Here is a 25,278-nt window from a genome sequence, read left to right on the forward strand (position 1 = left end):
AGAGGTGCATCCATGCCCGCCCACCGGCTGATTCCGGCGCTGGCCGCCGGCCTGCTGCTGATCTGCAATCTCCTCGTGGCCGGCCCGCTGCAGGCAGCCGAGGCCCTGCCACCGACCCAGCCGTTGCAAGGCCCCGGCGGTTCGAACTACGCCCATGCCGACGTGCACCAGTGGCACTTCTCGGCCGAGGGCAACGAATACTGGGTGTTCACTCCGGAGCGGCCCGCCCCCGCCAGCGCGCCTGTGGTGGTCTTCACCCACGGCTGGAGCGTCATGCAGCCGGACCTCTATCGCGCCTGGATCGAGCACATCGTCCGGCGTGGCGCCATCCTCATCTACCCGCGCTACCAGGCGACGCTGAAGACGCCTGCGGCGGAGTTCCTGCCCAACGCAGCCGACTCCGTGCGCCGCGCCATCGCCGATCTGCAGGCGGGCAAGCAGGGAGTGAAGCCGGAGCTGGAGCAAGTCGCCTACGTCGGCCATTCGGCGGGTGGCCTGATCGCCAGCGGGCTCGCCGCCTCCTGGCAACGGCTGGGCATACCGGAGCCGCGTGCGCTGATGGCGGTGGAGCCGGGCAAGAGCAGTGGCCCACGCTGGCGCCAGGTGCCACTGGAACCGCTGGCCAACATCCCCGCCGGCACCTTGCTGCTGGCACTTTGTGGTGATGAGGACGAGCGCGTTGCCTGCGATGACGCTCAGCGCATCTACTCGGAAAGCACCCAGGTCGCGCCGCGCAACAAGGACCTGCTCCTGCTGCGCAGCGACCGCCACGGCAGCCCGCCCCTGCTGGCCAACCACGCGGCGCCGACCGCACCGCGCTTCGATCCGCGCTACCCGCCCAGCGACTCTTCCAGCTGGTTGCTCAACCGCGTGCAGGAGCGCGTGAAGCAGCGTCTGAAACAAGGGCAACCCTCAGCCCACAACGCCCTGGCGACCGACGCGATGGACTGGTTCGGGCCGTGGAAGCTGTTCGATGCATTGTGCGATGCGGCCTTCTACGGCCAGGACCGCGATTACGCGCTGGGCGGGGGGCCGGCGCAGCTGTCCATGGGGCGCTGGAGCGATGGCACACCGGTGAAGGCGATGCAGCGGTTGTCGGCACCAGTACCCTGAGCATCCATCGCAGGCCTGGGTTCGCGAGCAAGCTCGCTCCTACAGGCACGCGCCGGAGCGCTTTTGGTAGGAGCGAGCTTCGCGAACAATCTCAACTGCCGCTGTGCTCCATCACCGCCCCCTTGAACACATCGTCCAGCGGCACCTGGTAGCCAATGGCAAGACGGTTGGTCTCGTTGGCCATGGCCACCACGGCCATCAGCTCGCCGAGCATCGCATCGTCCATCCCGGCCTTGCGCGCCGCCGCGCCGTGGGAGCCGATGCAGTAGTTGCAGTTGTTGGTGACACTGACGGCAACGTAGATCAACTCCTTCACCAGCGGATCGAGCTGACCCGGCCCCATCACCTCCTTGAGGCTTTCCCAGGTGCGCCTGAGGGTCTGCGGGTGGTTGGCCAACGCTTTCCAGAAGTTGTTCACCCAGTCGATCTTGCGTTTCTCCATGATGTCGTCATAGACAGCGCGGACTTCTGGGCTGGCTTCGGCGTACTCGATGAGCTGGAAGGACATGAGGTCTCCTAACGAAAATGAATAAGAAAAGCAGAATTCAGAATTGGATCGCGGGTCAAGCGATGGAGAAAGATAAGGCGCGTTCTCCTATCCCCGTCAAGGAATCAGACCCATGCAACGCCGCCCCACCCTGCTATTCGCCGCCACCCTGCTGCCATTTCTTGCCCTGTCGGCCCACGCCGCCCAGCCGGGTCTGTGGGATACCTACGCCAGCCTCAGGCAGCACGACTGGGTCGACCTGACCCACGCGTTCGACAGCAATACACCGCACTGGAAAGGCTTCGAGCCCATGGGCCGCAAGACGCTCTACACCGTGGACAAGGACGGTTTCCAGGTGGAGCTGTACAGCCACGTCGGACAGTGGGGCACCCACGTCGACCCGCCGGTGCACTTCCACAAGGGCCTGCGCAGCGTCGATCAACTCGACGTGAAGGAGCAGTTCCTGCCGCTGGTGGTGTTCGATATCCATGAGCAGGTGGCGAAGAACCCCGACTACGTGCTGACCCTGGCCGATGTGAAGGCCTGGGAAGCCAAGCATGGCCCGGTACCGGAAGGCTCCTTCGCGGCGCTGCGCACCGACTGGTCCCAGCGCTGGCCGGACCAGGCGAAGATGCAGAACCAGGACGCCAAGGGTGTGGCGCACTATCCGGGCTGGAGCAAGGAGGCGCTGGTGTATCTCTACGAGACGCGCAAGATCACTGCCTCCGGCCACGAGACCACGGATACCGATCCCGGCATCGCCACCAGCAAGGACGACTATTCGCTGGAGTCGTACATCCTGGGCACCAACCACTACCAGATCGAATTGCTCGCCAACCTCGACAAGGTGCCCGAGGCCGGCGCGCTGGCGGTGGTGAGCTTCCCGAAGATTGCCCAGGGCACAGGCTTCCCGGCGCGGGTCTTCGCCATCCTGCCGTGATCCGCCCTGCGCGTAGGAGCATAAAAAAACGCGGCCCGAGGGCCGCGTTTTTTATTGCTCGAGCGTCGATCAGTGAACCAGGATCGAAGCCTTCTTCTGACGCACCTTCTCCGGGTTGATCAGGAAGCGCGCCAGCGCCGGCAGCAGCCAGAGGGCGCCGAACATGTTCCAGAGGAGCATGAAGGTCAGCATCAGCCCCATGTCGGCCTGGAACTTGATCGCCGAGAAGATCCAGGTAGCCACGCCGATGGCCAGGCACAGGCCGGTGAACAGCACGGCTTTACCCGTGGACTTCAGCGTCTCGTAGTAGGCCTCCTGCAGGGACAGGCCCTGGCGCAGGAAGGACTCCAGGCGGGTGTAGATGTAGATGCCGTAGTCCACGCCGATACCCACGCCCAGCGCGATCACCGGCAGGGTCGCTACCTTCACGCCGATGCCCAGGGTGGCCATCAGCGCGTTGCCCAGCACCGAGGTGAGGATCAGCGGCAGCACGATGCACAGGGTCGCGGCGAAGGAACGGAAGGTGATCAGGCACATCACTGCCACGCAGATGTACACCAGGATCAGGATGGTCAGTTCCGAGTGCTTGATCACGTCGTTGGTGGCGGCCTCGATACCGGCGTTACCGGCGGCGAGCTTGAACTTCAGGTCGTCCTTCTCGTTGGCCTTGGCGAAGTCCTGCACGACAGCCACGGCGCGGTCGAGGGTCTCGGCCTTGTGGTCGTTGAGGAACACCAGCAGGGGCGCCAGCGAGCAGTTGCTGTTGAACAGACCTTCGGCGCGGCTGATGGAGTTGTTCAGCACGTCCTGGTTGCGCGACAGCGACTCCCACTTCAGGTTGCCTTCGTTCATGCCCTTGATCATCTGCTTGGAGACGGTGACCAGGGAGATGGCCGACTGCACGCCCTGGGTGTTCTCCAGGCGCCAGGCCAGCTCGTCGATGGCGGACAGGGTCTTGTGGGTGGAGCAGCCTTCGGCCTCGGACGCCACCATCACCACCAGCACGTCGGAGCTGGTCGAGTAGTTGCGAATGATGAAGTCGTTGTCCAGGTTGTAGCGCGAGTCCGGGCGCAGCTCCGGCGCGCCCTGGTCGAGGTCGCCGATCTTCAGGTGATGGCCCTGCCACATGCCGCCGGCGAACATCGCCAGGGCGATGACCACGGAGATCGGCGCCACGGACGGGCTGGCGAAGTTGGACAGCGCGCGCCAGAAGGGATGGTCGCGCACGGCGTCTTCCTTGCTGCGCTGCACCGCTTTCTTGCTGATGCCGATGTAGGAAATGGCGACCGGCAGCAGGATCAGGTTGGTGAACACGATCACCGCCACGCCGATGGACGCGCCGATGGCCAGTTCGCGGATCACGCCGATGTCGATCACCAGCAGGGTGATGAAGCCGACGGCGTCCGCGAGAATGGCGATCATGCCCGGCAGGAACAGCTGGCGGAAGGTACGGCGGGCGGCCAGCAGCGGGGTTTCCGCATCACTGGACTGCAGGGCGATACCATTGATCTTCTGCACGCCGTGGGAAATACCGATGGCGAAGATCAGGAACGGCACCAGCATCGAGTACGGGTCCAGTCCGAAGCCGATGATGTGCAGCAGGCCCAGTTGCCAGATCACCGCCACCAGGGTGGTGGACAGCACGGCAATGGTGGAGCGCACGCACTTGGTGAACCACAGCAGCAGCACCAGGGTGATGACGAAGCAGATGCCGAAGAAGCCGACCACCATCAGCAGGCCGTCGATCAGGTCACCGACCTTCTTGGCGAAGCCGGTGATGTGGATCTTCACGTTGGGGTTCTGCAGCTGGTACTTGTCGCGGATCTTCTCTTCCAGCTCATGGGAGAACTGGCGGTAGTCCAGTTTCATCAGCTTGCCCTGGTCCTTCGGGTCCGGGTAGACCTCCAGCAGCGGCACGTCGACGATGCTCGACTTGAAGTTGTTGGCCACCAGGCGGCCGATCTGGCCGGACTTGAGCACGTTGTTGCGCAGCAGGTCCAGGGCCTTGGCGGAACCGTCGTAGGTCTGCGGGATCACTTCGCCACCGGCGAAGCCTTCCTCGGTCACTTCGGTCCAGCGCACGCTCGGGCTCCACAGCGACTTCATGCCGGAGCGGTCGACGCCGGGGATGTAGAAGACCTCGTCATGGATCTGCCGCAGCGTCTCCATGTACTCCTTGGTGAAGATGTCGCCGTTCACCGCTTCCACCGAAATGCGCACGGTGTTGCCGAGGTTGGCCAGGTCGTTGCGGTGCTCCAGCATGTTCTGGATGAACGGATGCTGCAGCGGAATCATCTTCTCGAAGCTGGTGGACGGGCGCACCTGCGTGGCCGACCAGGCGAGGAAGACGGTCACCAGCAGGCACGCGATGATCACGAACGGCCGGTGGGTGAAGATGATGCGTTCCAGGAAAGTCGCCTTGTCCTGTTGATGCTTGTTCAGAGCGTTCATTGCGGCTCCCCGGCTTATTGTTGTTCTGTCAGCTCGGCGCCGGTCGCCGTAGCCAGGTGGATACCGCCCTGGCCGACCAGGACCAGGTTGCCATTGCCAGCCGCGCTCACGCCCGCGAGGGACAGGCGGTCCGGACGGTTGACGACGCTGAAGCTGACGCCGTCGTCCTTGCTCTCCAGCACGCTGCCGCCGTGGCCGACGACGACGATGGTGCCGTCATCCAGCAGGCTGCCTTCGGAGAGGCCGAACTCCAGCTCGCCGCCATTGGCGGTGGGCAGGCTGACCTGCTGCCAGGTGTCGCCGAAATCGGTGGAGCGGAACAGGTGACCGCGCAGGCCATAGGCCAGGACGGTGCCGGCGTGGGTGGTGCCGGTGGCGCCGAACAGCGAGCCCTCATACGGGCCCTGGAGTTTTTCCCAGGTCTCGCCCCAGTCCTTGGAGCGGAACATGCTGCCCGCTTCGCCGACCACGAACAGCCCGGAATCCTTCACCGCCGTGATGGCGTTGAGGTGGAACTGATCTTCGTTGTCCAGGCGATCGCTGACGTCTTCCCAGCTCTTGCCGCCGTCGGTGGTTTCCAGCAGCGCGCCATAGGCGCCCACGGCCACACCGTGGTTCTCGTCCTGGAACCAGATGTCCAGCAACGGCGCTTCGCGCTTGAGGTCCTCGAACTGGCGCACCCAGGTGGTGCCGCCATCGGTAGTGGCCAGGACCTGGGCGTCGTGACCGACGGCCCAGCCCTTCTTGTCGTTGACGAAGAACACCGAGGTCAGCAGCTGGCGGGTCGGCACGGTGGCCTGCGTCCAGCTCTTGCCTGCGTCGTCGGAATAGAGGATGTGCCCGTGGTCTCCCACCGCGACCAGCCGCTTGCCGGCATGGGCGATGCTCAGCAGCAGGCTGCTGGAGGCCTTGGCGGAAATGATCGAGTTGGCATCGCTGGCGGCGTCCGTTGCGGCGACGGCATGCAGCGGAGCCAGGGACATCATCAGGAAGGAAAACGCGCCGAGCAGGGAAATCGACTTGCGCGACATCGGGAAGGAGCTTCGCACTCCCGATACGGGCTGCTCGCTCGAAGTGCGCCACAGGGGCTCACGCATATGCCTTTACCTCTTTTTCTTATGCAGGCGGTATGTAGTTTGGAGCTATATAGCCAGCCTTTTCCGGGGCTGACAATTAACGGCACGTTATCTTTTGTTAAGCCCCGGGCGCCTCACTCGAAAGGATGAGTGCATTTTGCCATCTCTCCCGAAAGGCGCGCGGGTGGCGGCTTCCCGCGGGTGGAGCGGTAACACTTTCACGCCCTCACGCTTTCGCGCAGGTATAAAAAAGCCCGCCATGGGGCGGGCTCTTTCACGCACGGAGCGAACTTAGCGGGTGCCGCGGCGTCGCAGTGCGGACGGGCTGAAGTAGGAGTCGTCCGGTACGGCCTGGCTGAAGTCGATGGTGGTCGGCTCTTCGTTGTCCAGGTTCTGTACGTGGTAGCGACGGGCCTGCAGGTCGTGGAAGGTATCCAGAGCGGTCCAGGTGGTGGGCAGCTCGTAGTAGTTCTTCAGGTACGCCAGCGATACGCGCCACAGTTCGCCGCGACCGTCGTACTGGTCGACTTCGGCGGCGCCCCAGCTGTCCTCGTCGAGGAACAGTACGCGCTTGGAATAGATGTGGCGTGCGCCCGGCTTCAGGGTGCCTTCCACGATCCACACGCGGTGCAGTTCGTAGCGGGTGTATTTCGGGTTCAGGTGGTTGGGGGTCAGCAGATCCTTGTACTTAACCTCAGGGCTGGAAACCTTGTAGTTGTTGTACGGGATGTACATTTCCTTCTTGCCGATCAGCTTCCAGTCGTAGCGGTCCGGCGAGCCGTTGAACATGTCGGTGTCGTCGGCGGTACGCAGGCCGTCGGCGGCGGCGATCGGGGTGTCGTAGGCCAGGTTCGGTGCACGGCGCACGCGGCGCTGGCCGGCGTTGTAGCCCCAGGCCTGGCGCGGTTCCTTCACCTGGTCGAGGGTCTCGTGGACCAGTGCGGCACCACCGGCCAGGCGAGCCGGGCTCTTGGTGAACGACAGGTAGTAGAACAGCAGGTTGTTCAGGTCGGCGAAGCTCTTGCCCTGGATGTAGTACTTGAACAGCGCTTCCTGCTGCGAGGTCACCAGCGAGTAGTCGCCGTTGCGCTGCACGGCCACTTCGGAGGCGCGACGCACGACGTAGGTGCCGCGGTAGCGGGCGATGTGGTTCCACACCGCTTCCACGCCGTTCTGCGGAATCGGGAACGGGATGCCGCCGAAAGCATCGACGAAGCCGTTGCCGCCTTCGGCCAGCTTGGCGCTGGTGGCATTCTTCAGGGTGTTGTCGTACACCCACTGCGGCGCCGAACCGCTGCGGCGGCTCGGGTACACCGGCATCTGGAAGGTGTCCGGGTAGGTGGCGAACAGCGCCAGGGTGCCGGGAGTCAGGTTGGCCTTGTACTGGTCCAGGTTCGCCTTGGTGATGGTATACAGCGGCTTGTCGGCGGCGAACGGGTCGATGTGGTGCTGGCCCGGCTTGTAGCCGGCCGGTGCCTGGGTGATGCCACCGGTCCAGGCCGGGATGGTGCCGGCGGCGTTGCCGGCCTTTTCCGCGCCCAGCGGGGTCAGGCTCGACTGCAGCTTGGCCGCGTCCTGCGGGGAAACCGCCGCCAGGGCGCTGCCGGCGGACAGGGCCAGGGCCACTGCGGCGCCGACCAGGGTACGCATGTTGCGCATGGTGATTCTCCGTGAAGTTCACGCGCCGACCCGTGTGGGCCGACGCGAGCTTGTCGTTAGAAGGAGTACTTGACGTTGAAGCCGACGTTGTCGCGGTCGCGGCTGGCGTTGTTCTGCCCGGCGCCGTAGAACTCGGTGTACTGCAGTTCGGCTTCCAGGGCGTTCAGGTAGGTAGCCTTGACGCCCAGGGTGTAGGCCTTGCGGCCTTCGATGAAGTTGCCGGTCTGGTAGGAGTTGCCTTCGAAGTCGTCCTTGTAGACGGCGTAGGGCGAGATGTTCACGCCGGTGAAGACGTCGTTCCAGGTACCCGACAGCAGCAGGGTGTAGCCGTAGGCGTTCTTGTTCACCTGATCGTCGCGGTCATAGCCGGAGATGTAGGCGCCGTTGCCACGGCCGGAGTAGTAGCGGGTGCTGCCGTCGTACGCGGTGTACTGCAGGTCACTGCCGCGCAGGTGTTCGGAGGCCAGTTCCGCCACGCCCATCAGCGAGTCGAAGGACAACGACGGGCCGAAGTTGTAGATGGTGCCCAGCGAGGTGTTGAAGGCTTCGACGCGCTCGTAGTTGTGGATCTGGTCGCGAATCGAGACGTCACCGCCACCGATGTTCACGGTCTTGCCGCTGGCCAGCGCCGGGGCCTGAACCAGCAGGTCGCCGAGCAGGTCGTTGGTGGTGGCGATGCCGATCGGCAGGTTCGGGCGGTAGGCCAGCTCACCGAACACCGAGGCGTCGCCCACGGTGGTGTTGAAGCTGAAGCCGTACATGCGGATGTTTTCCACATATTCACGGCGGGCGTTGACCTGGTTGGCGACGTCCACGGAGGTCGCGCCATTCACCAGGCTCAGCACCTGGCCGGCCATGGCATTGCCGCTGCCTGCGGCGCTTACCAACTGGTCGTAGGAGGTGAAGCCACCAACGCCGGCGAGCTGGTCGAGATCCACGCCAGCGTAGTCGCTGTTCAGGTCGGCGTAGATGGTCGGCTCTTTGGAGTGGTAGTTGACGAAATAGAAGCCGAACTCGGTGGAGTTCAGTTCTTCAGCCACGTAGTGGAAGGCCACACCGAACTGACCATCGTTCTTGGCGTTGATGTCCTTGCCGACATTGGCGACCTTGAACACACCGTTGGAGTCCAGGTACTGAGTACCCTGCAGGCCGCCCACATGGGCTGCGGACAGCTGCGGGTAGAGGCTCTGGAACAGCGGGTTGGAGAGCGCGCCCACGGTGGTGTAGGCAGTGTTGCCGCCATCGGCGAACAGGTCGGTCTCGGAGAAGAAGGTGCCGACCGGGTCGATGCGGGTCTCTTTCCAGTTCCACTGGTAGAAAGCGTCCATCGACAGGTTGTCGGTCAGGCCGATGTTGAAGCTCGCGGCCTCCACCGGCATCAGCACTTCCTTCAGCTCCGAGCCCGGCAGGCGGAACTTGGCGGCGTCCACCGGGTTGGTGGTGTTCACGCCACCGCGATAGAAGATGCCTTCGCCCCAGTTGAATACCTGACGCCCCAGGCGCGCGGTCAGCGGGTGATCGGCCACGTCCCAGTTGCCGTAGACATAGGCATCGAGGATCTCGGCGCGGTTGCCGGCGGCGTCGCGGGTCTCGCTGGTGAAGCGGTCGCTGTTCGGATAGGTCTGGCTCGGCTGCGCCGGGTGGTTGTTGTCGTAGTAGTCGTTGCGCTTGTCCATGATCTGGGTGTCATAGAAAGCCGAGCCACGCACGAACAGGCCGTAGTTCTTGTAGGTCGCTTCCAGGTCGGAAGTGATCTTGTACACCTCGGAAACCAGGCCAGTGTCGAAGTTGCGGTTGCCGTCGTTGCCGTTGATGTCGTTGTTGGTCTTGTCCTGGCCTTGCACGCGCCACAGGGCGCCGTAGGACACGGTGCTGTCCAGCGAGCCGGTGACTTCGTTATCGAGGAAGCTGAACTCGACCGCCGTCGCCTGGGCAGACATCAGCAGGGGCAGGATGCCGGCCAGGGCGAAACCGGCACGAGCAGGCGCATAACGCAAGACAGGCTTGCGAACTGGGATTTCCATTAGGACTCACTCCATGGACTGATCATTCTTTAGCGGCGCCGCTAGTGCGCGGTACGCCTTGTCAGCCGTTATTCCACGGCCTTGTTGTCGTCGATCTGAAGGAAACTCCCCCAAGGTGCTCGACACGCCTCCCGTCCCAATGGACGGGTAAAGGCTAAGCAGCGTCCGCCGATGCAACCCCGATGCCAGAATTCAGATGCGTCTGATTCTGCTTACAAAAAATAAAGAATATGTGCGCTACTTTTTGTGACTGGTCGTTCACTGATCAAATCAAGTGGCCGATTGCGCCATTCACCACTGCAAATGGCGCAATCGGCCCCTGGAGGCGCGACGCAGACACATCGGGCTTTTTCGCTCAATAGCGAGCAGCGATAAGCAAGACATCGATTAATTTCGATAGGTAACAAAAAGGTGTTACCAACAAGAGCTGGTAACACCTTTTTGAAAGTCGCTTGCGCCCCCGGGACGGGACGCGGCGGGTGTGCTAAGCGAGGCTCTTGCTCACCACTTCGTATACATCGCTGGACAGCTCGCCCGACGCCAGGATGCGCTCCAGCTCGGCCTTCATCAGCGCCTGGCGCGCGGGCGCGTACTTGCGCCAGCGGGTCAGCGGCGTGAGCAGGCGCGAGGCGATCTGAGGGTTGAGTGCGTTGAGGGTGATGATCTGGTCCGCGAGGAAGCGGTAGCCGGCGCCATCCGCGCGGTGGAAGTTGATCGCGTTCTGGTTGGCGAAGGCGCCGATCAGGGCGCGGATCTTGTTCGGGTTCTTCAGGGTGAAGGCCGGATGGCTCATCAGCGCCTGTACGCGCTCCAGCCCGCCCGGCAGGGTGGAGCCGGCCTGGACGCTGAACCACTGATCCATCACCAGCGGGTCATCCTTGAAGTAGTCGGCGAACATCGCCAGCGCCTCGGCCTTCTCCTTGTCGAAGGAAGAGTTGACCAGCACCGCGAGCGCGGTCAGGCGCTCGGTCATGTTGTCGCAATCCTTGTACTGCTCCTGGCAGGCGGCGAGCACTTCGGGCTTGGCGCTCTGAATGAGGTAGGACAGCGCGATGTTCTGCAGGCTGCGGCGGGCAATGTGCGAGGCCTCGGCAACGTAGGCGGTCTCGCGGGATTGCGTGCGGTTGGCCTGGTAACGCTCCCACAGCTGCTCGTGCAGCGCCGCGCCGATCTGCTGGCGGGCGAACTCACGGGCCGCGTGGATCGCCTCGACATCAGCCACTTCGCTGATCTCGGTGAGGTAGGCTTCGCTGGGCAGCGAGAGCATCTCGGCGACCATGGCCTGGTCCAGGCCGGTGTCCAGCAGCAAGGTGCGGAAGGCAGTGATCAGACGCTGGTCGAGCACCAGCTTCTCGCCACGCTGGTGCTGGCCGATCAATTCCTGCAGGACCTGCACGGACAGCTGCTGGCCGGCTTCCCAGCGATTGAAGCCGTCCTCATCAAACTGCATGAGGAACATCAGCTGGTCGCGGTCGTAGGGGAAGCTCAGCTTCACCGGCGCGGAGAAACCACGCAGCAGCGACGGCAGCGGCTTCTCGGCGAGGCCGACGAAGGTGAAGGACTGCTCCGCCTCGGTCACCTGCAGCACACGGTCGCTGCCGTGGGCGTGCTCTTCGCCCTTGAGGCGCAGCGACAGGGCGTTGCCCAGCTTGTCGATCAGGCCCATCTGCACCGGGATGACGAAGGGCAGCTTCTCGCTCTGCCCCGGCGTCGCCGGGCAGCTCTGGCGGAAGGTCAGGGTGTAGCTCTGTGCGGCGGCATCATAGCTCTCCTCCACCGCCAGGCGCGGAGTACCGGACTGGCTGTACCAGCGCTTGAACTGGGTGAGGTCGACGCCGTTGGCATCTTCCATCGCCTTGACGAAATCGTCGCAGGTCACGGCCTGGCCGTCGTGGCGCTCGAAGTACAGGTCGGTACCCTTGCGGAAGCCATCGGCACCCAGCAGGGTGTGGATCATGCGCACCACTTCCGAACCCTTCTCGTAGACGGTCAGGGTGTAGAAGTTGGAAATCTCGATGAAGGAATCCGGGCGCACCGGGTGCGCCATCGGGCCGGCGTCCTCGGCGAACTGGTTGGTACGCAGGAAGGCCACGTCCTCGACGCGCTTGACGGTGCGCGAGTTCATGTCAGCGGAGAACTCGCTGTCGCGGAACACGGTGAAGCCTTCCTTGAGCGACAGCTGAAACCAGTCGCGGCAGGTCACGCGGTTGCCCGACCAGTTGTGGAAGTACTCGTGGGCAACCACGCCTTCGACGCGCTGGTGCGCAGCGTCGGTGGCGGTCTCGGCCTTGGCCAGCACGCAGCTGGAGTTGAAGATGTTGAGGCCCTTGTTCTCCATGGCGCCCATGTTGAAGTCGTTGACCGCGACGATCATGAAGATGTCCAGGTCGTACTCGCGGCCGTAGACCTTCTCGTCCCAGCGCATGGAGTTCTTCAGGCTGTCCATGGCGTGCTGGCACTTGTCGATGTTCTCCGGCTCGACATAGATGCGCAGGGTGACTTCGCGCTCGCTCATGGTGGTGAACTGGTCTTCCACGCACCAGAGGTCACCGGCGACCAGGGCGAACAGGTAGGCCGGCTTCTTGAACGGGTCCTGCCAGGTCGCCCAGTGGCGGCCGCCCTCTTCCGAGCCACTGGCGACCGGGTTGCCGTTGGAGAGGAGCACCGGGTACTGGTGTTGCTCGGCCGACAGCGTGGTGGTGAAGCTGCTCATCACGTCCGGGCGGTCGAGGTAGTAGGTGATCTTGCGGAAGCCTTCGGCCTCGCACTGGGTGCAGAACATCTTGCCGGACTTGTACAGGCCTTCCAGCGCGGTGTTGGTTTCCGGGTGGATGCGTACGGTGCTGTCGACGGTGAAGGTCGCCGCCGTCGGCTGCAGGGTCAGGTGGTTCTCGTCGAGCTGGTACTGGCCGGCCTCAAGGGCCTGGTCATCCAGCGCCACCGACAGCAGCTCCAGCTGCTGGCCGTCGAGCACCAGGGGCGGCAGGCTGTCGCCCAGAGCGGCGGCCGCACGATCCGGGTTGCGGCGCATCACCAGCTGGGCGTGGACCAGGGTATGGTCCTCGTACAGCTCGAAGGTCAGGTTGGTCTCGTCGATCAGGTACTCAGGCGCCTGATAATCCTTGAGGTAGATGACTTTCGGTTGCTCGGTACGCATGGCTTTTGGCCCCTTGGCAGGCGGCCGGCGCGGTGGGCCGGCCGGAGGAATCTGGTACTGACTCTAGCGAGCTAGAGCAAAGCGGGCGAGTCGTGCGCGCATCTATCCCCAGATGCGTGCCACGAGCCGGAAATTCAATGCGGTGCGATCAGGCGCTGATGGCCAGCTGGTACGCGGTGAACTTGCGCACGTTGATCACGCCGGTATCGAAGATCAGGTACTGGCCCTTGATACCCTGCAGGGTACCCTCGACCACCGGCGTCTTGTCCAGATCGAAGCTGGTGATCTTGGCCAGGTAGGCCTCCACCGGATAGCGGATCTCGATGGGCTCCATGTCGATCACCGGCTGGATCGCCTGCAGGCCGAAGCGCTGCTGCAGCCCGACGATACCCTCGGCACAGGCGTCGAGTATCTGCTCGCGAATCGCCACCAGGTCCAGTGGTTCCGCCTCGCCCTTGAGCAGCGCGCGCCAGTTGGTGCGGTCGGTGACCTGGCTGCGCAGCAGGTCCTCGACGAAGCCGGACTGCTGGCGGGTGGCTACACGCATGATCGGCAATGCCTGGCGCGCGCCCTGGTCGATCCAGCGGGTCGGCACCTGGGTGGCGCGGGTGATGCCCACCTTCACGCTCGAGGAGTTGGCCAGGTAGACCACGTGGTCGGTCATGCAGAAACGCTCGCCCCACTCCGGATCACGGCAGGAGCCGTCCTCGAAGTGGCACTTCTCCGGGCTCATGATGCAGCTGTCGCATTGCGCCAACTTGGTGAAGCACGGGTAGCAGTAGCCCTGGGCGAAGCTTTTCTTGGTCTTGCGGCCGCAGTGGCTGCAGAAGATTTCGCCCAGGTACTCCAGGCGCACCGTCTTGCCGATCAGCGGGTTGACCGGGACCTGCGCCTCGCCGAGGCGGAAGGCGTACTGCACGGGGCTTTCCAGGCGCGCCGACATCTTGTCCAGGGCACCGCGTCCAATCTCTTGCATCAGTGCAGGGAGTTGGAGGAGAAGATCATGTTCGGGATCGGCTCAGCGTGGGAGGCGCATTCCTGCGGGCCCATGTAGCCGGTGCGCTGGTCCTCGGGCAGGTTGTCCATCTCCCAGGCGATCATGGCCTGCAGCGACAGCTCCTTCTGCTCCTGGGACAGTTTGCGGCCGTCCGGCCACTTGCCGATTTCCACGGCCAGCTTGAGGCTCTCGTAGATTTCGGGGGTGATGTTCTGGATCATTTCGGCGAAGGACGACATGGGCCGGCTCCTGCAGGGGAAAACGAAGCGGGCATTCTACCGGGCCGAGCGCCCGGGCGCACGAACGCTGGTCAATTAGGGCGATAGCTGTTCGTAGGATGAGCCTAAGCGATACCCATGCTGTCGGTGCACTGATCGATGGGTATCGCTACGCTCCACGCCATCCTACGGCGCGGGCGCGTGTCGCCGCGCCAGCAACCCACTAACCAGGCCGCTCAGGCAACCCGCCACCAGGCCGCCGACGTGGGCGCCGTTGGCGATGGAACCGAAGCCGAGCAGGTCGATCACACCCGAGAGGCACACCAGCAGCCAGATCAGCATCATCGCCACCACACCCTTGGGTAGGTTGTAGGCCGGCGTCGGCGCCATGCGCTGGAAGATCCAGCAGTGTCCGAGTAACCCGTAGAGCACGCCGGACAGCCCGCCGAACAGGCTCGGGCCACTGACGCCGTACTGCACAACGTTGGAGATCAGGCCAAAGCCCAGGCTCAGCCCCAGCAACAGCCACGGACCCTGGCGGTACTCGATGCGCCGCCCCAGCTCCCAGTACCACATGGCGTTCATCGCCAGGTGCAGCCAGCCGAAGTGGATCAGCATGGGCGTGAACAGGCGCCACCACTGCCCCTGCGCCAGCGAGTCGGACAGCGGATAGAACAGCGCGCGATCCTCGCCGACCAGCTGGAAGTTCTGGAAGGTGAACCAGCACAGCGTCTCCGGCGAGGTACCCAGCAGGGTGACGGCCGCAACCACGAAGGTCACCAGCAACACCGCCGCCGTCATCCGGCTCATCTTCAGTTGCTGCACGAACCCCGGCCCGCGGCGCTGGGGTTCGGCCTGCACGGTGAACTCCGGGTCGCCCTGCGGGTAGCGCTGGTAGAGGCTGCGAACCTGCTCGGCCAGCTGCGAATTGGGCACCCAGAGCACCTGTTCACCGGCCTCCTCGCTGACCCGGAACGGCACGTTCAGTCGGCGCAGCAGGCCAACGAACTCCCCCAGATCGACTGCCGCCGGCAACCGCATCGCTTCAATGGCACTCACTCATCGCCCTCCGGACGCTTGACGTCCACCCACACGAACTTGTTGCGGTCCAGCCGCGTTTCCTCGTCCAGCCGGTAGGCCGCGAGCTTGCCGTACATCACCGCGCTGTAGTCCAGGCACGCGAGGTTCGGGCGGATCGGCGCCGGCGTGCCGCGCCGCCAGTAGTGGCCGACAAACAGCAGCGGCTCGTCGGCGCCGTAGGTCAGCAGGCGCGACTTCTGCTCCTCGCTGAGGCGTTCGCTGGCCACTTCGTCGGGCAGCGCGTCGGGCTGGAACACGATATCGCCGTAGGTCTCCGGCGCACGGTCCTCTTCCCAGAACTTGGTACGGAAGGCCGAGCGGGTGAAGCCGTCGCTGCCGGTCAGGGTCATGCCGTTGGGCAGGCGCATGTCGGTACCGCGCAGCAGGCGGTCACAGGCTTGCTGGGCAAAGCTGCCGGGCTCGGCACTGGCCTTGAGGAAGGCCTCGTCGATGCGCCCGCTGGAGAACTGCTGGCGCAGCGTATCGATCACGTCGTGATCCCAGCAGGCGTGGACCATGCGGAAGCGCCCGGCATCGAGGAACAGCGGCATCTCCTGGAACCAGCCGAGGAAGTCGCGCCAGTCCGCCGGGTGGCCTTCGAACTGTTCCAGGGTTTCCTTGATCAGCCGGGCATGGCGCGGCGTGTGTTCGCGCACGTACTGCCGGCCGCTGCCGGGCGCGGCGGGGGTCGACCAGCCCAGGGCATTGAACTCGTGATTGCCCATGATGCACAGCGCCTCGCCAGCGGCGACCATGTCGTGCACCCGGTGCAGGGCCTCGCGGATGCGCGGGCCACGGTCGATGATGTCGCCGAGGAACAGCGCCTGCCGCCGTGCATGTCGCCAGACGCCGCCCTGCGCGCGATAGCCGAGGCGCTCCAGCAGGTGATCGAGGGTATGCGCGCAGCCGTGGATATCGCCGATCAGGTCGTAGCCGCGTGCCGGGTCGAGTTCCATCACTCGCTGCTCCCCAGACGGCTGCCCCAGCCCAGCTTGGTCCGGCAGACCTCGTAGTAGTTGTGGTCGATGGGATGGATCAGGCGCAGCTTCTGCGGCTTCTTGCTCACCGTGACGGTGTCGCCCGGCGCGCAGGTGAAGTGGTTCTGCCCATCACAGGAAACCTGCGGGTAGATCTGCATGTTCGGCGAGACGACGATCTTCAGCTCGCTGTTGCCGTCCACCACGATGGGCCGGCTGGAGAGCATGTGCGGGTACATCGGCACGACCACGATGGCATCCAGCTTGGGATGCATGATCGGCCCGCCGGCGGACAACGCGTAGGCGGTGGAGCCGGTCGGCGTGGCGACGATCAGGCCGTCGGCCTTCTGGCTGCAGACGAACTGGCCATCGATGTACAGCTCGAACTCGATCATCCGCGTGGACTTGCCGGGGTGCAGCACCACGTCGTTCAGCGCATCGCCCTGGCCGATGGACTCACCATGTCGACGCACCAGCGCATCGAGCAGGAAGCGGCTCTCGACTATGTACTGGCCGCCAAGCACTTCGGCGACCTTGGTCTCCAGCTCGTCGGGGCGGATATCCGTGAGGAAGCCCAGGCTCCCGCGGTTGATTCCCAGCACCGGCACCTTGTGTCGTGCCAGGGCGCGCGCGGCGCCGAGCATGCTGCCGTCGCCGCCGACCACGATCACCAGGTCGCAGATCTCGCCCATGATCTTCCGCGAGCAGGTCTGCAGGCCGTGGCCGGGCAGGACCTCGGCGATGGTGTCCTCGAGGATCACATGCAGGTGTCGCTCGGTGAGGAACTTCTTCAGCCGACGGATGGTTTCCAGGACCTGGGTGCTGCCCAGGCGGCCGATGATGCCGATATTGCGAAAGGGTTCCATGGGACTCCGGACGGCGTTGCGGGTACTCGAATCTCGGAATTATGGGCGAAAGGCTCAGGCAGCGGCAAACCGCAGCGCGGGCATAGCGGCTAGGCTTGGGGCATGACCGATTTCACCGCCCTGCTCGACGAGCTGCTGATCGACCTGCGCCAGCCGCAGGTCCGCGACCTCGCCTGGACGCTGCTCTCCCCGCCCCTGCTGCAACCTGGCAGCCCCGCCCTGCGCCATCCGCTCAGCGCCAGCCGCTGGCACGCGCAGCCCCGGCTGCTGGCCGACTGGCTGCGCAGCCAGGAAGACTCGCCGGGCGAGCTGCTGGCCCAGCTCGAAGCCGCGCCGCACCAGCGTCTGGGACGCTACTACGAACGCCTCTGGCAGTTCGCCCTGGAGCGTGCGCCGGATCTGCGCCTGCTCGCCGCCAACCTGCCGGTGCGCGACAACGGCCAGACCCTGGGCGAGCTCGACCTGCTGGTGGAAGACGACGCCGGGCTGCATCACCTGGAGCTGGCCATCAAGCTCTACCTCGGCCCCAGCGACGACGGCCCCGATTCCTGGCTCGGGCCGGGGGCCGAGGACCATCTGCTGCGCAAGATCGAGCACTTCTACCAGCACCAACTGCCGCTCTCGGCCACCGCGCAAGGGCTGGCCGTGGTCCGCGAGCACAGCGACGCCATGCCATCCCCCGGCCTTTGGCTGGGCGGCTACCTGTTCTACTCCTGGCCCACGCCCTGCCCGCCGCCCGTCGGCGCCAGTGACAACCACCAGCGTGGTCGCTGGCTGCACCGACGCGCCTGGCCGGCCTACCAGGCACAGCACCCGCAGGGTTGGCAGGCATTGTCGCGCAAGGGCTGGCTCTCCCCGGCCGCCGAGAACGAATGCTGGAGCGCCGAGCGCTTCGCCGCCTGGCTGGAGGAGTTGCCGGAAGACGGCTTCCCGCAAATGCTGGTGCGCTTGGAGTTCCGCGAAGGGCGCTGGCGGGAGCAGGAGCGCCTGTTCCTGGTGGGTGACCGCTGGCCGCGGGTGCATAGCGGTTATTCGCGCTGAGTGGCCAGCGCCGTCAGCTTATTGTCCAGCGCTCGGCGCCCCTGCAAGCCACCGCTGTGGACGGCGACGATACGAGCACCACGATCAATGCGCCCCGCTGCAATCTCATCGTGCAGCGCCAGCAGCAGCTTGCCGGTGTACAGCGGTTCCAGCGGTACGCCGCACTCGGCCTCGGTCGCCAGAATGAAGCGCGCCAGCGTCGCGTCGATCCGCGCAAAACCACCGCGGCTGGCGTCGACCAGACGGTAACCGGCATCGGGCACACCGCCCGCTCTCAACAGCTCAGGCACCTGCGTTTCGACGCCATGCCCCGGCGGCACCGCCAGGGCACCGACCACGCAATGCGCGCCCTGCTCGCCGAGCACAAGGCCGGCCAGGGTCGTGCCGGTACCACAGGCAACCCAGAGCTGCTGATAGTCCTTCCAGCCCAGGTCGCCGAGCTGCTGGCGAATAACTCCGATCAGGGGTGAGCAGCCCTGTGCGCCAGGGAGCCCGCCGCCGCCCTCGCCTACCGCGAGCAACTGGGGATAGCGCTCGCGCCAGGGCGTCCAGAAATCGGCTGCGTGGCGCCGGCGATAACCGCCGTAGCCGAGCCAATGGAGCTGCATGCCGAGCTGGCGCAGGTCGGCCACCGTCGGATTGTCCTGCTCTTCGCCGCGCAGCAATCCCACGGTTTGGAAACCGAATCGTGCACCGGCCGCCGCGACCGCGTGGAGGTGATTGGAATGGGCGCCGCCCAACGTCATCACACCACTCAGCCCCAGGTCGGCGGCCTGCTTCAGGTATGGCGCGAGCTTGAACCATTTGTTGCCGGAGACGAGGGTATCCACCCGATCCAGGCGCAACAACGCCAGCTCGACGCCGGCGCGATCCAGCCATCCCAGATGAATGCGTTGCAGCGGTGCTTCCGGGCGCCAGTCGGGAAACAGCAAGGCGCCCTGCTCAGCCGGTGGTGACGCTGCGCAGGCGGCCGGCGGTCTTGTGCCGGGAACAGCAGTTGCTGTCGCCTTCGACGAAGCGGCCGGGGGTTTCCACGCGGTCGATGGGCATGGCGCAGCGCTCGCCGTTGGACAGCCGTCCTTCGCAGGCGGGTTGCTGGTAATGGGCGAGCCAGCTGCGGTACTGGTCTTCGGCGACGAAGCACTTGGCAGCGGCGTAAGCCATGGGGTTTTCCTGGTAACGGGCGACATCCTGAAGCGACAGGGTCAGATGACCGGCGCCGGGATGGTACACCACGAAGATCACCCCCAAGCCGGCCAGACGCTCCAGCGCCGAGCCGTCTGCCGCCCTGGCCGACAGTGCGTCGAGCTCCAGGCGCAGACTTTCGGCGCCCTGCTGCAGCTGCGTGGCAACCTGGCGCAGCTGGGTGGTTTCCTCGCGCAGCTGCTCGGCTTCCCGGCGCAGTTGCTGATTCTCCTGCTGTAGCTGCTGGTCCAGCTCGTTGCGGTAGCCCAGCTCGACATCGCGGACGGAAATCTGCTCCTTGTAGCGAGCCTCCAGGCTGGCCATGCGGGTGCGGGACTCCTCCTCGATCTGCTGGCGCAGTTGCTCCAGCTCGTCGCGGCCGCTCTGTTCGATATGGCGCAGTTGCGCGGTCAGTTCCTCGCGGCCGCGCTGGAAACCATTGGCCTGGCCATCCAGTTCGCGGCGCAGGCCGGCATTGATCTCTTCCTCGCGCTTGAGCCCTTCGCGCAGGGAGGCGAGTTCAGCTTGCAGCACCTTGACCTGCTCCTGCGCACCAAGCTTCAGGCGGCTGAGCTCCTGCTCGTGCTGCTGGCTGACCTGCGAAAGACGGGCCTCATGCTGGCCGAGCAGCTCAGCGGTCTTCTGCTGGTGCTCCTCGAGCATCGCGCGGGCCAGCTTCTCGGCCTCCTCGCGGGACTCTTCGGCGGGTGCATACCACTGGTGCTCGTCGGCCATCTGCAGACGCGCCAGCTCCACGGCGGCCGGTTCTTCCTCCACCAGCACGCCAAGGTTGTTGCGCTTGATCGATTCCCGCAGTTGCACCAGATGGTTCTGGCTGGCGTCCAGGGTCGGGTCCCACAGATGCATCTGATGCCAGGAGACCGGGCACTGGCTGCGGCAGGCCAGGCGAATGGGACCGGCCCCCATGTCGGGGCCGCGGCCTGCGCGGTCGGCGAGATTGCGCAGCGGCAGGTTCCAGCCGCGGTCCGCCTCGCCCTTCTCGTCGAAGTCCAGATAGAAGAACACCACCGCCTTGACCAGCAGGCGCGGGTTGATCAGCACATAGGCGAGCTGCATCTGCTGATCGGCGTACTCCGGCATCTGCACGACGTTGTCGAGCAGCGCCTCGAATTCGGGGTAGAGCATTTCCCTGCAGACGCCACGGTCATTGAAGAAGACCACGGCTTCCACCATTTGAGGCTTCTTCTGCATGCTCATCGATTGACCTCTGGGCTGGTGCGGGAGGAAGTCTGGAAAAGGGTCTGTCAGAAATGCAGCACCCAGACAGCGGGAAAATCCCGACATCCGAGCAAGTCTAGGGGAATTAATGTCGCAGGCAATGTGACTCGGTTGGCACCGGCCCCGGCGGTCTGGCCGGGCGGTTAACCGGTTGGATAATTCTGTGACGCGGTTGGATTTTCGGAAGGATATCCGGGCCCGGAAGGGAACTTTTCCGGGCCCGGTTTTGAGACCTGAATCTCAGCCGGCTCAGGTCTCAGGTGCTTCAGATCTCGGCAGCGAGGCGCGAGCCCTGGTTGATGGCGCGCTTGGCGTCCAGCTCGGCAGCCACGTCGGCGCCGCCGATCAGGTGCACGCTCTGGCCGGCAGCGACCAGGCCGTCATGCAGCTCGCGCAGCGGCTCCTGGCCGGCGCAGACGACCACGGTGTCCACCGGCAGCACCTGCGGCTCGCCGCCGGCGATGCTGATGTGCAGGCCGTCGTTGTCGACCTTGAGGTACTCGACGCTGTTGAGCATCTGCACCTGCTTGTTCTTCAGCCCGGTGCGGTGGATCCAGCCGGTGGTCTTGCCCAGGCCGTCACCGACCTTGGACTTCTTGCGCTGCAGCAGGAACACCTGGCGCGCCGCCGCATGCGGGTGCGCCTGGATACCGGCGATGCCGCCACGGGCCTCCAGCTTCTCGTCGATACCCCATTCCTGCCAGAAAGCGTGGCGGTCCAGGCTGGTGGATTCGCCGGTATGGGTGATGTATTCGGAGACGTCGAAGCCGATGCCGCCGGCGCCGATCACCGCGGCGGTCTTGCCCACCGGCTTGCGTTCGAGGATGGCATCCAGGTAGCTGATCACCTTGGCATTCTCGATGCCCGGAATCGCCGGGGTGCGCGGCACGATGCCGGTGGCCAGGATGATCTCGTCGAAGCCGCCCTTGACCAGGTCGTCGACGCTGACGCGGGTATTCAGGCGCAGGTCGACGCCGGTGGTTTCCACCTTGCGCTTGAAGTAGCGCAGGGTCTCGTAGAACTCTTCCTTGCCCGGTACGCGCTTGGCGACGTTGAACTGGCCACCGATCTCGCCGGCGGCGTCGAACAGGGTCACTTCATGGCCACGCTCGGCCGCCACGGTAGCGGCGGACAGCCCGGCCGGACCAGCGCCGACCACGGCGATCTTCTTCACGTGGGTGGTCGGGATGTAGTTCAGCTCGGTCTCGTGGCAGGCACGCGGGTTGACCAGGCAACTGGTCAGCTTGCCGCCGAAGGTGTGGTCCAGGCACGCCTGGTTGCAGCCGATGCAGGTATTGATTTCGTCGGCACGGCCTTCGGCGGCCTTGTTGACGAAGTCCGGATCGGCGAGGAACGGACGGGCCATGGAGACCATGTCGGCATCGCCTTCGGCCAGTACCTGCTCGGCGACTTCCGGGGTGTTGATGCGGTTGGTGGTGACCAGCGGGATACCGATCTCGCCGCGCAGCTTGGCGGTGACCTTGGTGAAGGCCGCGCGCGGCACCTTGGTGGCGATGGTCGGGATACGTGCTTCGTGCCAGCCGATGCCGGTGTTGATGAGGGTCGCGCCAGCCTTCTCGATAGCCTTGGCCAGCAGGACGATCTCGTCCCAGGTGCTGCCGCCTTCCACCAGGTCGAGCATCGACAGGCGATAGATGATGATGAAGTTCGGGCCGACGGCCTCGCGCACGCGGCGGACGATTTCCACCGGCAGGCGCATGCGGTTCTCGTAGCTGCCACCCCAACGGTCGGTGCGGTGGTTGGTGTGGGCGGCGAGGAACTGGTTGATGAAGTAGCCTTCCGAACCCATGATCTCGACGCCGTCATAGCCGGCCACCTGGGCCAGGCTCGAGCAATTGACGAAGTCGGCGATCTGCTTCTCGATGCCCTCTTCATCCAGCTCGCGCGGCTTGAACGGGTTGATCGGCGCCTGGATGGCGCTGGGCGCGACGGACTTGGGGCTGTAGGCGTAGCGGCCGGCGTGAAGAATCTGCATGCAGATCTTGCCGCCCGCCTCGTGCACGGCCTGGGTGACGATCTTGTGCTTCTCGGCCTCTTCCGGCGTGCTCAGCTTGGCTGCACCGGAATAGACGCCACCTTCCTCGTTCGGGCCGATGCCGCCGGTGACCATCAGGCCGACGCCGCCGCGGGCGCGCTCGGCGAAGTAGGCCGCCATGCGCTCGAAGCCCTGGGGCTTCTCTTCCAGGCCGGTGTGCATGGAGCCCATCAGGGTGCGGTTGCGCAGGGTAGTGAAACCCAGGTCCAGCGGCGCGAGCAGGTGCGGATAAGTGGCGGTCATGGTTCCTCCGGCATTCACGATGATGCCGCGCCCTCAGCCTGCGGAACGGCGAGGCATGGGGCGCGGTCGGTATGGGGCAGACTTTAGGCAGCGCGCACCCGCCGCTCAATGATCGAAAATGACAAGTTACTGACCAAAGATGACACGCTGTCTTGGCAATACCCGGCGCAGCCCCTACCCTGTGGGGCACCCCATGAGTACCCATCCTTTATGCGCAAGCTGATCTTCCTCGTTCTGGTCATCCTCTTCGCCGGTTATGCCGGCTGGGCGGAGCGTCGCCCGGTGGGCCACTACCTGTCCGACCTGCGCAGCCAGGTGGTGCTCAACCAGGGCCAGCCGTCCGAGCGCGGCAACCTGCTGGGCGTCCAGCCGGAACTGTTCACCCAGGACTACCAGAGCGCCGAACGCCTGCGTCTGAAATTCCGTGCCTACCTGGCCAAGGCCCGCGACGAAGGGCTGATCAACCCGCGTACCGTCGTGGTGTTCCCCGAGCACATCGGCACCTGGCTGGTGGCCGCTGGCGAGAAGCCCGAGGTCTACCAGACCGAGCACCTGACCGAGGCCATGGAATGGATGGCCGCCAGCAACCCGCTCAAGCTCGCGCGCGGCTGGCTCGGCGCCAAGGGCGAGGACCGCATGGCGGACGCCCTGTTCCGCATGAAGGCGGTGGACATGGCACATGACTACCAGACACTGTTTGGCGGGCTGGCCAAGGAATTCGGCGTGACCATCGTCGCCGGCTCCATCGTGCTGCCCAACCCGCGCATCGTCGAAGGGCAGATCCGTACCGGCAACGGCCGCCTCTACAACGTCAGCCAGGTCTTCGGTAGCGACGGCCTGCCACTGGGCAAGCCGCAGCGCAAACTCTTCCCCATCGACGACGAGAAAGGCTTCACCCGCGGCGGCGATCCCGACGACCTGCAGGTCCTGCAGACTCCGGCCGGACGCCTGGGCGTGCTGGTCTGCGCCGACAGCTGGTTCCCGGCGAGCTACGAGGCGTTGGCGGCGAACAAGCCCGATATCGTCGCCGTGCCTGCTTTCCTCACCGGCAACGGCAACTGGAGCAAGCCCTGGAAGGGCTACAACGGCGCGCCGACACCGAGCGATGTGACGCTCAAGCCCGGCGAACTGACCGAAGGCCAAGCCTGGGAACGCCTTGCCCTGGCGGGCCGCCTCGGCGAAAGCGGTGCCCATGCCGGCATCACCGTGTTCATGCGCGGCCACTTGTGGGACCTGGGCAGCGACGGCCGCAGCCTGGTGGTCAGCGGCGACAGCCACACCCTGGCGCCCGACGGGCCCGGCGCGCGCCTGATCAACCTCTGGCTATGAGCCGCCCAACCATGCGGCTGGGCGATCTGTCGGTGGGCTTCGTCCACAGCCTCGCCGACGCTCTCGCGGAAAGCGGTATCGCGCCGCAGCCACTGCTTCAACAATACGGGCTGGACGCCGCACGCCTGGGCGAACCGGGCGCTCGCCTGTCGATCCCACGCTACATGCGCCTGGGCCATGCGGCTATCCAGCAGAGCGGCAACCCCGCCCTCGGCCTGCGCATGGGCCAGCTGAGCCGACCGAGCCAGAGCGGCCTGGCCGGTGTCACCGCCGCGCAAGCGCCCAACCTGCGTGCGGCGGCCCGTGCGCTGATCCGCTTCGAGCCGCTCTACGCACAGAACTACCGCGGCCAGAGCAGCTTCATCGAGGACGCCGGCGGTGCCTGGCTGCGTTTCTACTCCATCAGCCCGTACAACACCTACAACCGCTTCGTGGTGGATTCGGTGCTGGCTGGCTGGGTGAGCATGCTCGGCAGCATCGGCGCACAGCCGCTGCGCCCGGAGAAGGTTGAAATCGAATACCCGGCGCCTGCCTGGGCGTCGCGCTTCGAGGAAGCGCTGGGCTGCACGGTGGAGTTCGGCGCCGAACACAACCAACTACGCCTGGACCAGACCACCCTGGCGCGCGCCAACCCGGATCACTGCCCGAGCACCTGGCGGCAATTGCTGGAAATCTGCGAGAAGGAGTTGGAGCAATTGACCCGCACGCGCAGCCTGCGTGAGCGCGTTGCCCAACTGCTGGGACCAATGCTCAACGGCAGCGAGCCGGACCTCGAGGAAGTGGCCGCACGCCTGAAGCTGCCGACCTGGACGCTGCGCCGCAAGTTGGCGGAGGAAGGCACACAGTTCCGCAGCATCCTCAACGACACCCGTCGCGACCTGGCGATGATCTACATCCGCGACACCGACCTGGCCTTCGGCGAGATCGCCTACCTGCTCGGCTTCGCCTCCGCGGAGGCTTTCCAGCGCGCCTTCAAGCGCTGGAGCGGGCAAACGCCGGGGGAATTCCGCCGCGCCCAGCGCCACAGCGCCTGATCACATCTCGGTGGCGTCGTCGGCCGGCTCCGGCAGATCCTGTTCCACGGCATGCAGCTCCAGCAGTTCTTCCTGATAATCGTCCATTGGCTTTTCTCCTGACCGT

The 25,278-nt window shown here is 65.1% G+C and carries 19 protein-coding genes; 5 read left to right on the plus strand and 14 right to left on the minus strand.

Annotated features, from left to right (window positions below):
- Positions 1 to 12 precede the first annotated feature (12 nt).
- Positions 13 to 1,113: an alpha/beta hydrolase fold domain-containing protein gene (locus A9513_RS12670; protein ID WP_065084939.1), complete on the plus strand. Its 1,101-nt coding sequence runs from the start codon at positions 13 to 15 to the stop codon at positions 1,111 to 1,113.
- Positions 1,114 to 1,204: 91 nt separating this feature from the next.
- Here the strand turns inward: A9513_RS12670 and A9513_RS12675 are convergent, their stop codons facing one another.
- Complete coding sequence (locus A9513_RS12675; RefSeq protein WP_065084940.1) at positions 1,205 to 1,621, minus strand: carboxymuconolactone decarboxylase family protein; 417 nt, start codon at positions 1,619 to 1,621, stop codon at positions 1,205 to 1,207.
- A gap of 112 nt (positions 1,622 to 1,733) precedes the next feature.
- Between A9513_RS12675 and A9513_RS12680 the strand changes: the two genes are divergently transcribed.
- Complete coding sequence (locus A9513_RS12680; protein ID WP_169889669.1) at positions 1,734 to 2,540, plus strand: cyclase family protein; 807 nt, start codon at positions 1,734 to 1,736, stop codon at positions 2,538 to 2,540.
- A 69-nt stretch (positions 2,541 to 2,609) separates the two neighbouring features.
- Here the strand turns inward: A9513_RS12680 and A9513_RS12685 are convergent, their stop codons facing one another.
- The 10 genes from A9513_RS12685 to A9513_RS12730 form a co-directional block, all read right to left on the minus strand.
- Entirely contained in the window at positions 2,610 to 4,991 is a 2,382-nt protein-coding gene (locus A9513_RS12685; RefSeq protein ID WP_054909190.1) for an RND family transporter, read from the minus strand.
- Positions 4,992 to 5,005: 14 nt separating this feature from the next.
- Positions 5,006 to 6,088 (minus strand): YCF48-related protein, encoded by a 1,083-nt coding sequence (locus tag A9513_RS12690; protein ID WP_065084941.1) that lies wholly within the window; start codon positions 6,086 to 6,088, stop codon positions 5,006 to 5,008.
- Positions 6,089 to 6,358: 270 nt separating this feature from the next.
- The gene (locus A9513_RS12695; RefSeq protein WP_024765105.1) at positions 6,359 to 7,726 is read right to left on the minus strand and encodes a DUF1329 domain-containing protein; all 1,368 of its coding nucleotides are present in this window, start codon (positions 7,724 to 7,726) and stop codon (positions 6,359 to 6,361) included.
- 56 nt (positions 7,727 to 7,782) lie between these two features.
- A complete protein-coding gene (locus A9513_RS12700; RefSeq protein ID WP_065084942.1) occupies positions 7,783 to 9,750 on the minus strand; it encodes a DUF1302 domain-containing protein in 1,968 nt (655 codons plus the stop codon).
- Between the two features lie 484 nt (positions 9,751 to 10,234).
- Positions 10,235 to 12,907 (minus strand): aminopeptidase N, encoded by a 2,673-nt coding sequence (gene pepN, locus A9513_RS12705; protein ID WP_065084943.1) that lies wholly within the window; start codon positions 12,905 to 12,907, stop codon positions 10,235 to 10,237.
- Positions 12,908 to 13,055: 148 nt separating this feature from the next.
- A complete protein-coding gene (locus A9513_RS12710) occupies positions 13,056 to 13,883 on the minus strand; it encodes a DUF2797 domain-containing protein (RefSeq protein ID WP_065084944.1) in 828 nt (275 codons plus the stop codon).
- On the minus strand, positions 13,883 to 14,143 hold the full coding sequence (locus tag A9513_RS12715) for a YeaC family protein (RefSeq protein ID WP_024765109.1): 261 nt from the start codon (positions 14,141 to 14,143) through the stop codon (positions 13,883 to 13,885). The genes A9513_RS12710 and A9513_RS12715 overlap by 1 nt, the downstream gene beginning before the upstream one ends.
- Positions 14,144 to 14,308: 165 nt before the next feature.
- Positions 14,309 to 15,181 carry a rhomboid family intramembrane serine protease gene (locus A9513_RS12720; RefSeq protein WP_065084945.1) on the minus strand — a complete coding sequence of 291 codons (873 nt, stop codon included), beginning with the start codon at positions 15,179 to 15,181 and terminating at the stop codon, positions 14,309 to 14,311.
- Complete coding sequence (locus A9513_RS12725) at positions 15,178 to 16,158, minus strand: metallophosphoesterase (RefSeq protein WP_054909183.1); 981 nt, start codon at positions 16,156 to 16,158, stop codon at positions 15,178 to 15,180. Before A9513_RS12725 ends, A9513_RS12720 begins: the two co-directional genes overlap by 4 nt.
- Positions 16,158 to 17,045, minus strand: coding sequence for an NAD(+) kinase (locus tag A9513_RS12730; RefSeq protein WP_017519352.1), 888 nt, complete (start codon positions 17,043 to 17,045; stop codon positions 16,158 to 16,160). Before A9513_RS12730 ends, A9513_RS12725 begins: the two co-directional genes overlap by 1 nt.
- 102 nt (positions 17,046 to 17,147) lie before the next feature.
- Between A9513_RS12730 and A9513_RS12735 the strand changes: the two genes are divergently transcribed.
- Positions 17,148 to 18,086, plus strand: a complete 939-nt coding sequence (locus tag A9513_RS12735) for a DUF1853 family protein (protein ID WP_065084946.1) — start codon at positions 17,148 to 17,150, stop codon at positions 18,084 to 18,086.
- Here the strand turns inward: A9513_RS12735 and A9513_RS12740 are convergent.
- The 3 genes from A9513_RS12740 to A9513_RS12750 all read right to left on the minus strand — a co-directional run bounded on the left by A9513_RS12740 (position 18,074) and on the right by A9513_RS12750 (position 22,809).
- Positions 18,074 to 19,018, minus strand: coding sequence for a 1-aminocyclopropane-1-carboxylate deaminase/D-cysteine desulfhydrase (locus A9513_RS12740; RefSeq protein WP_141678386.1), 945 nt, complete (start codon positions 19,016 to 19,018; stop codon positions 18,074 to 18,076). The two genes, A9513_RS12735 and A9513_RS12740, sit on opposite strands and share 13 nt — an antisense overlap.
- Before the next feature lie 10 nt (positions 19,019 to 19,028).
- Entirely contained in the window at positions 19,029 to 20,489 is a 1,461-nt protein-coding gene (locus A9513_RS12745) for a chromosome partitioning protein ParA (protein ID WP_065084947.1), read from the minus strand.
- A 286-nt stretch (positions 20,490 to 20,775) separates the two neighbouring features.
- Positions 20,776 to 22,809, minus strand: a complete 2,034-nt coding sequence (locus tag A9513_RS12750; protein WP_065084948.1) for an NADPH-dependent 2,4-dienoyl-CoA reductase — start codon at positions 22,807 to 22,809, stop codon at positions 20,776 to 20,778.
- A 210-nt stretch (positions 22,810 to 23,019) separates the two neighbouring features.
- Between A9513_RS12750 and A9513_RS12755 the strand changes: the two genes are divergently transcribed.
- Together A9513_RS12755 and A9513_RS12760 are read left to right on the plus strand one after the other, a co-directional pair.
- Positions 23,020 to 24,138: a carbon-nitrogen hydrolase family protein gene (locus A9513_RS12755; RefSeq protein ID WP_038803707.1), complete on the plus strand. Its 1,119-nt coding sequence runs from the start codon at positions 23,020 to 23,022 to the stop codon at positions 24,136 to 24,138.
- Positions 24,135 to 25,172 carry an AraC family transcriptional regulator gene (locus A9513_RS12760; RefSeq protein ID WP_065084949.1) on the plus strand — a complete coding sequence of 346 codons (1,038 nt, stop codon included), beginning with the start codon at positions 24,135 to 24,137 and terminating at the stop codon, positions 25,170 to 25,172. Before A9513_RS12755 ends, A9513_RS12760 begins: the two co-directional genes overlap by 4 nt.
- Positions 25,173 to 25,278: the final 106 nt, after the last annotated feature.

It is taken from the genome of Pseudomonas sp. AU12215 (assembly GCF_001675465.2).
Taxonomy (GTDB): domain Bacteria; phylum Pseudomonadota; class Gammaproteobacteria; order Pseudomonadales; family Pseudomonadaceae; genus Pseudomonas; species Pseudomonas nitroreducens.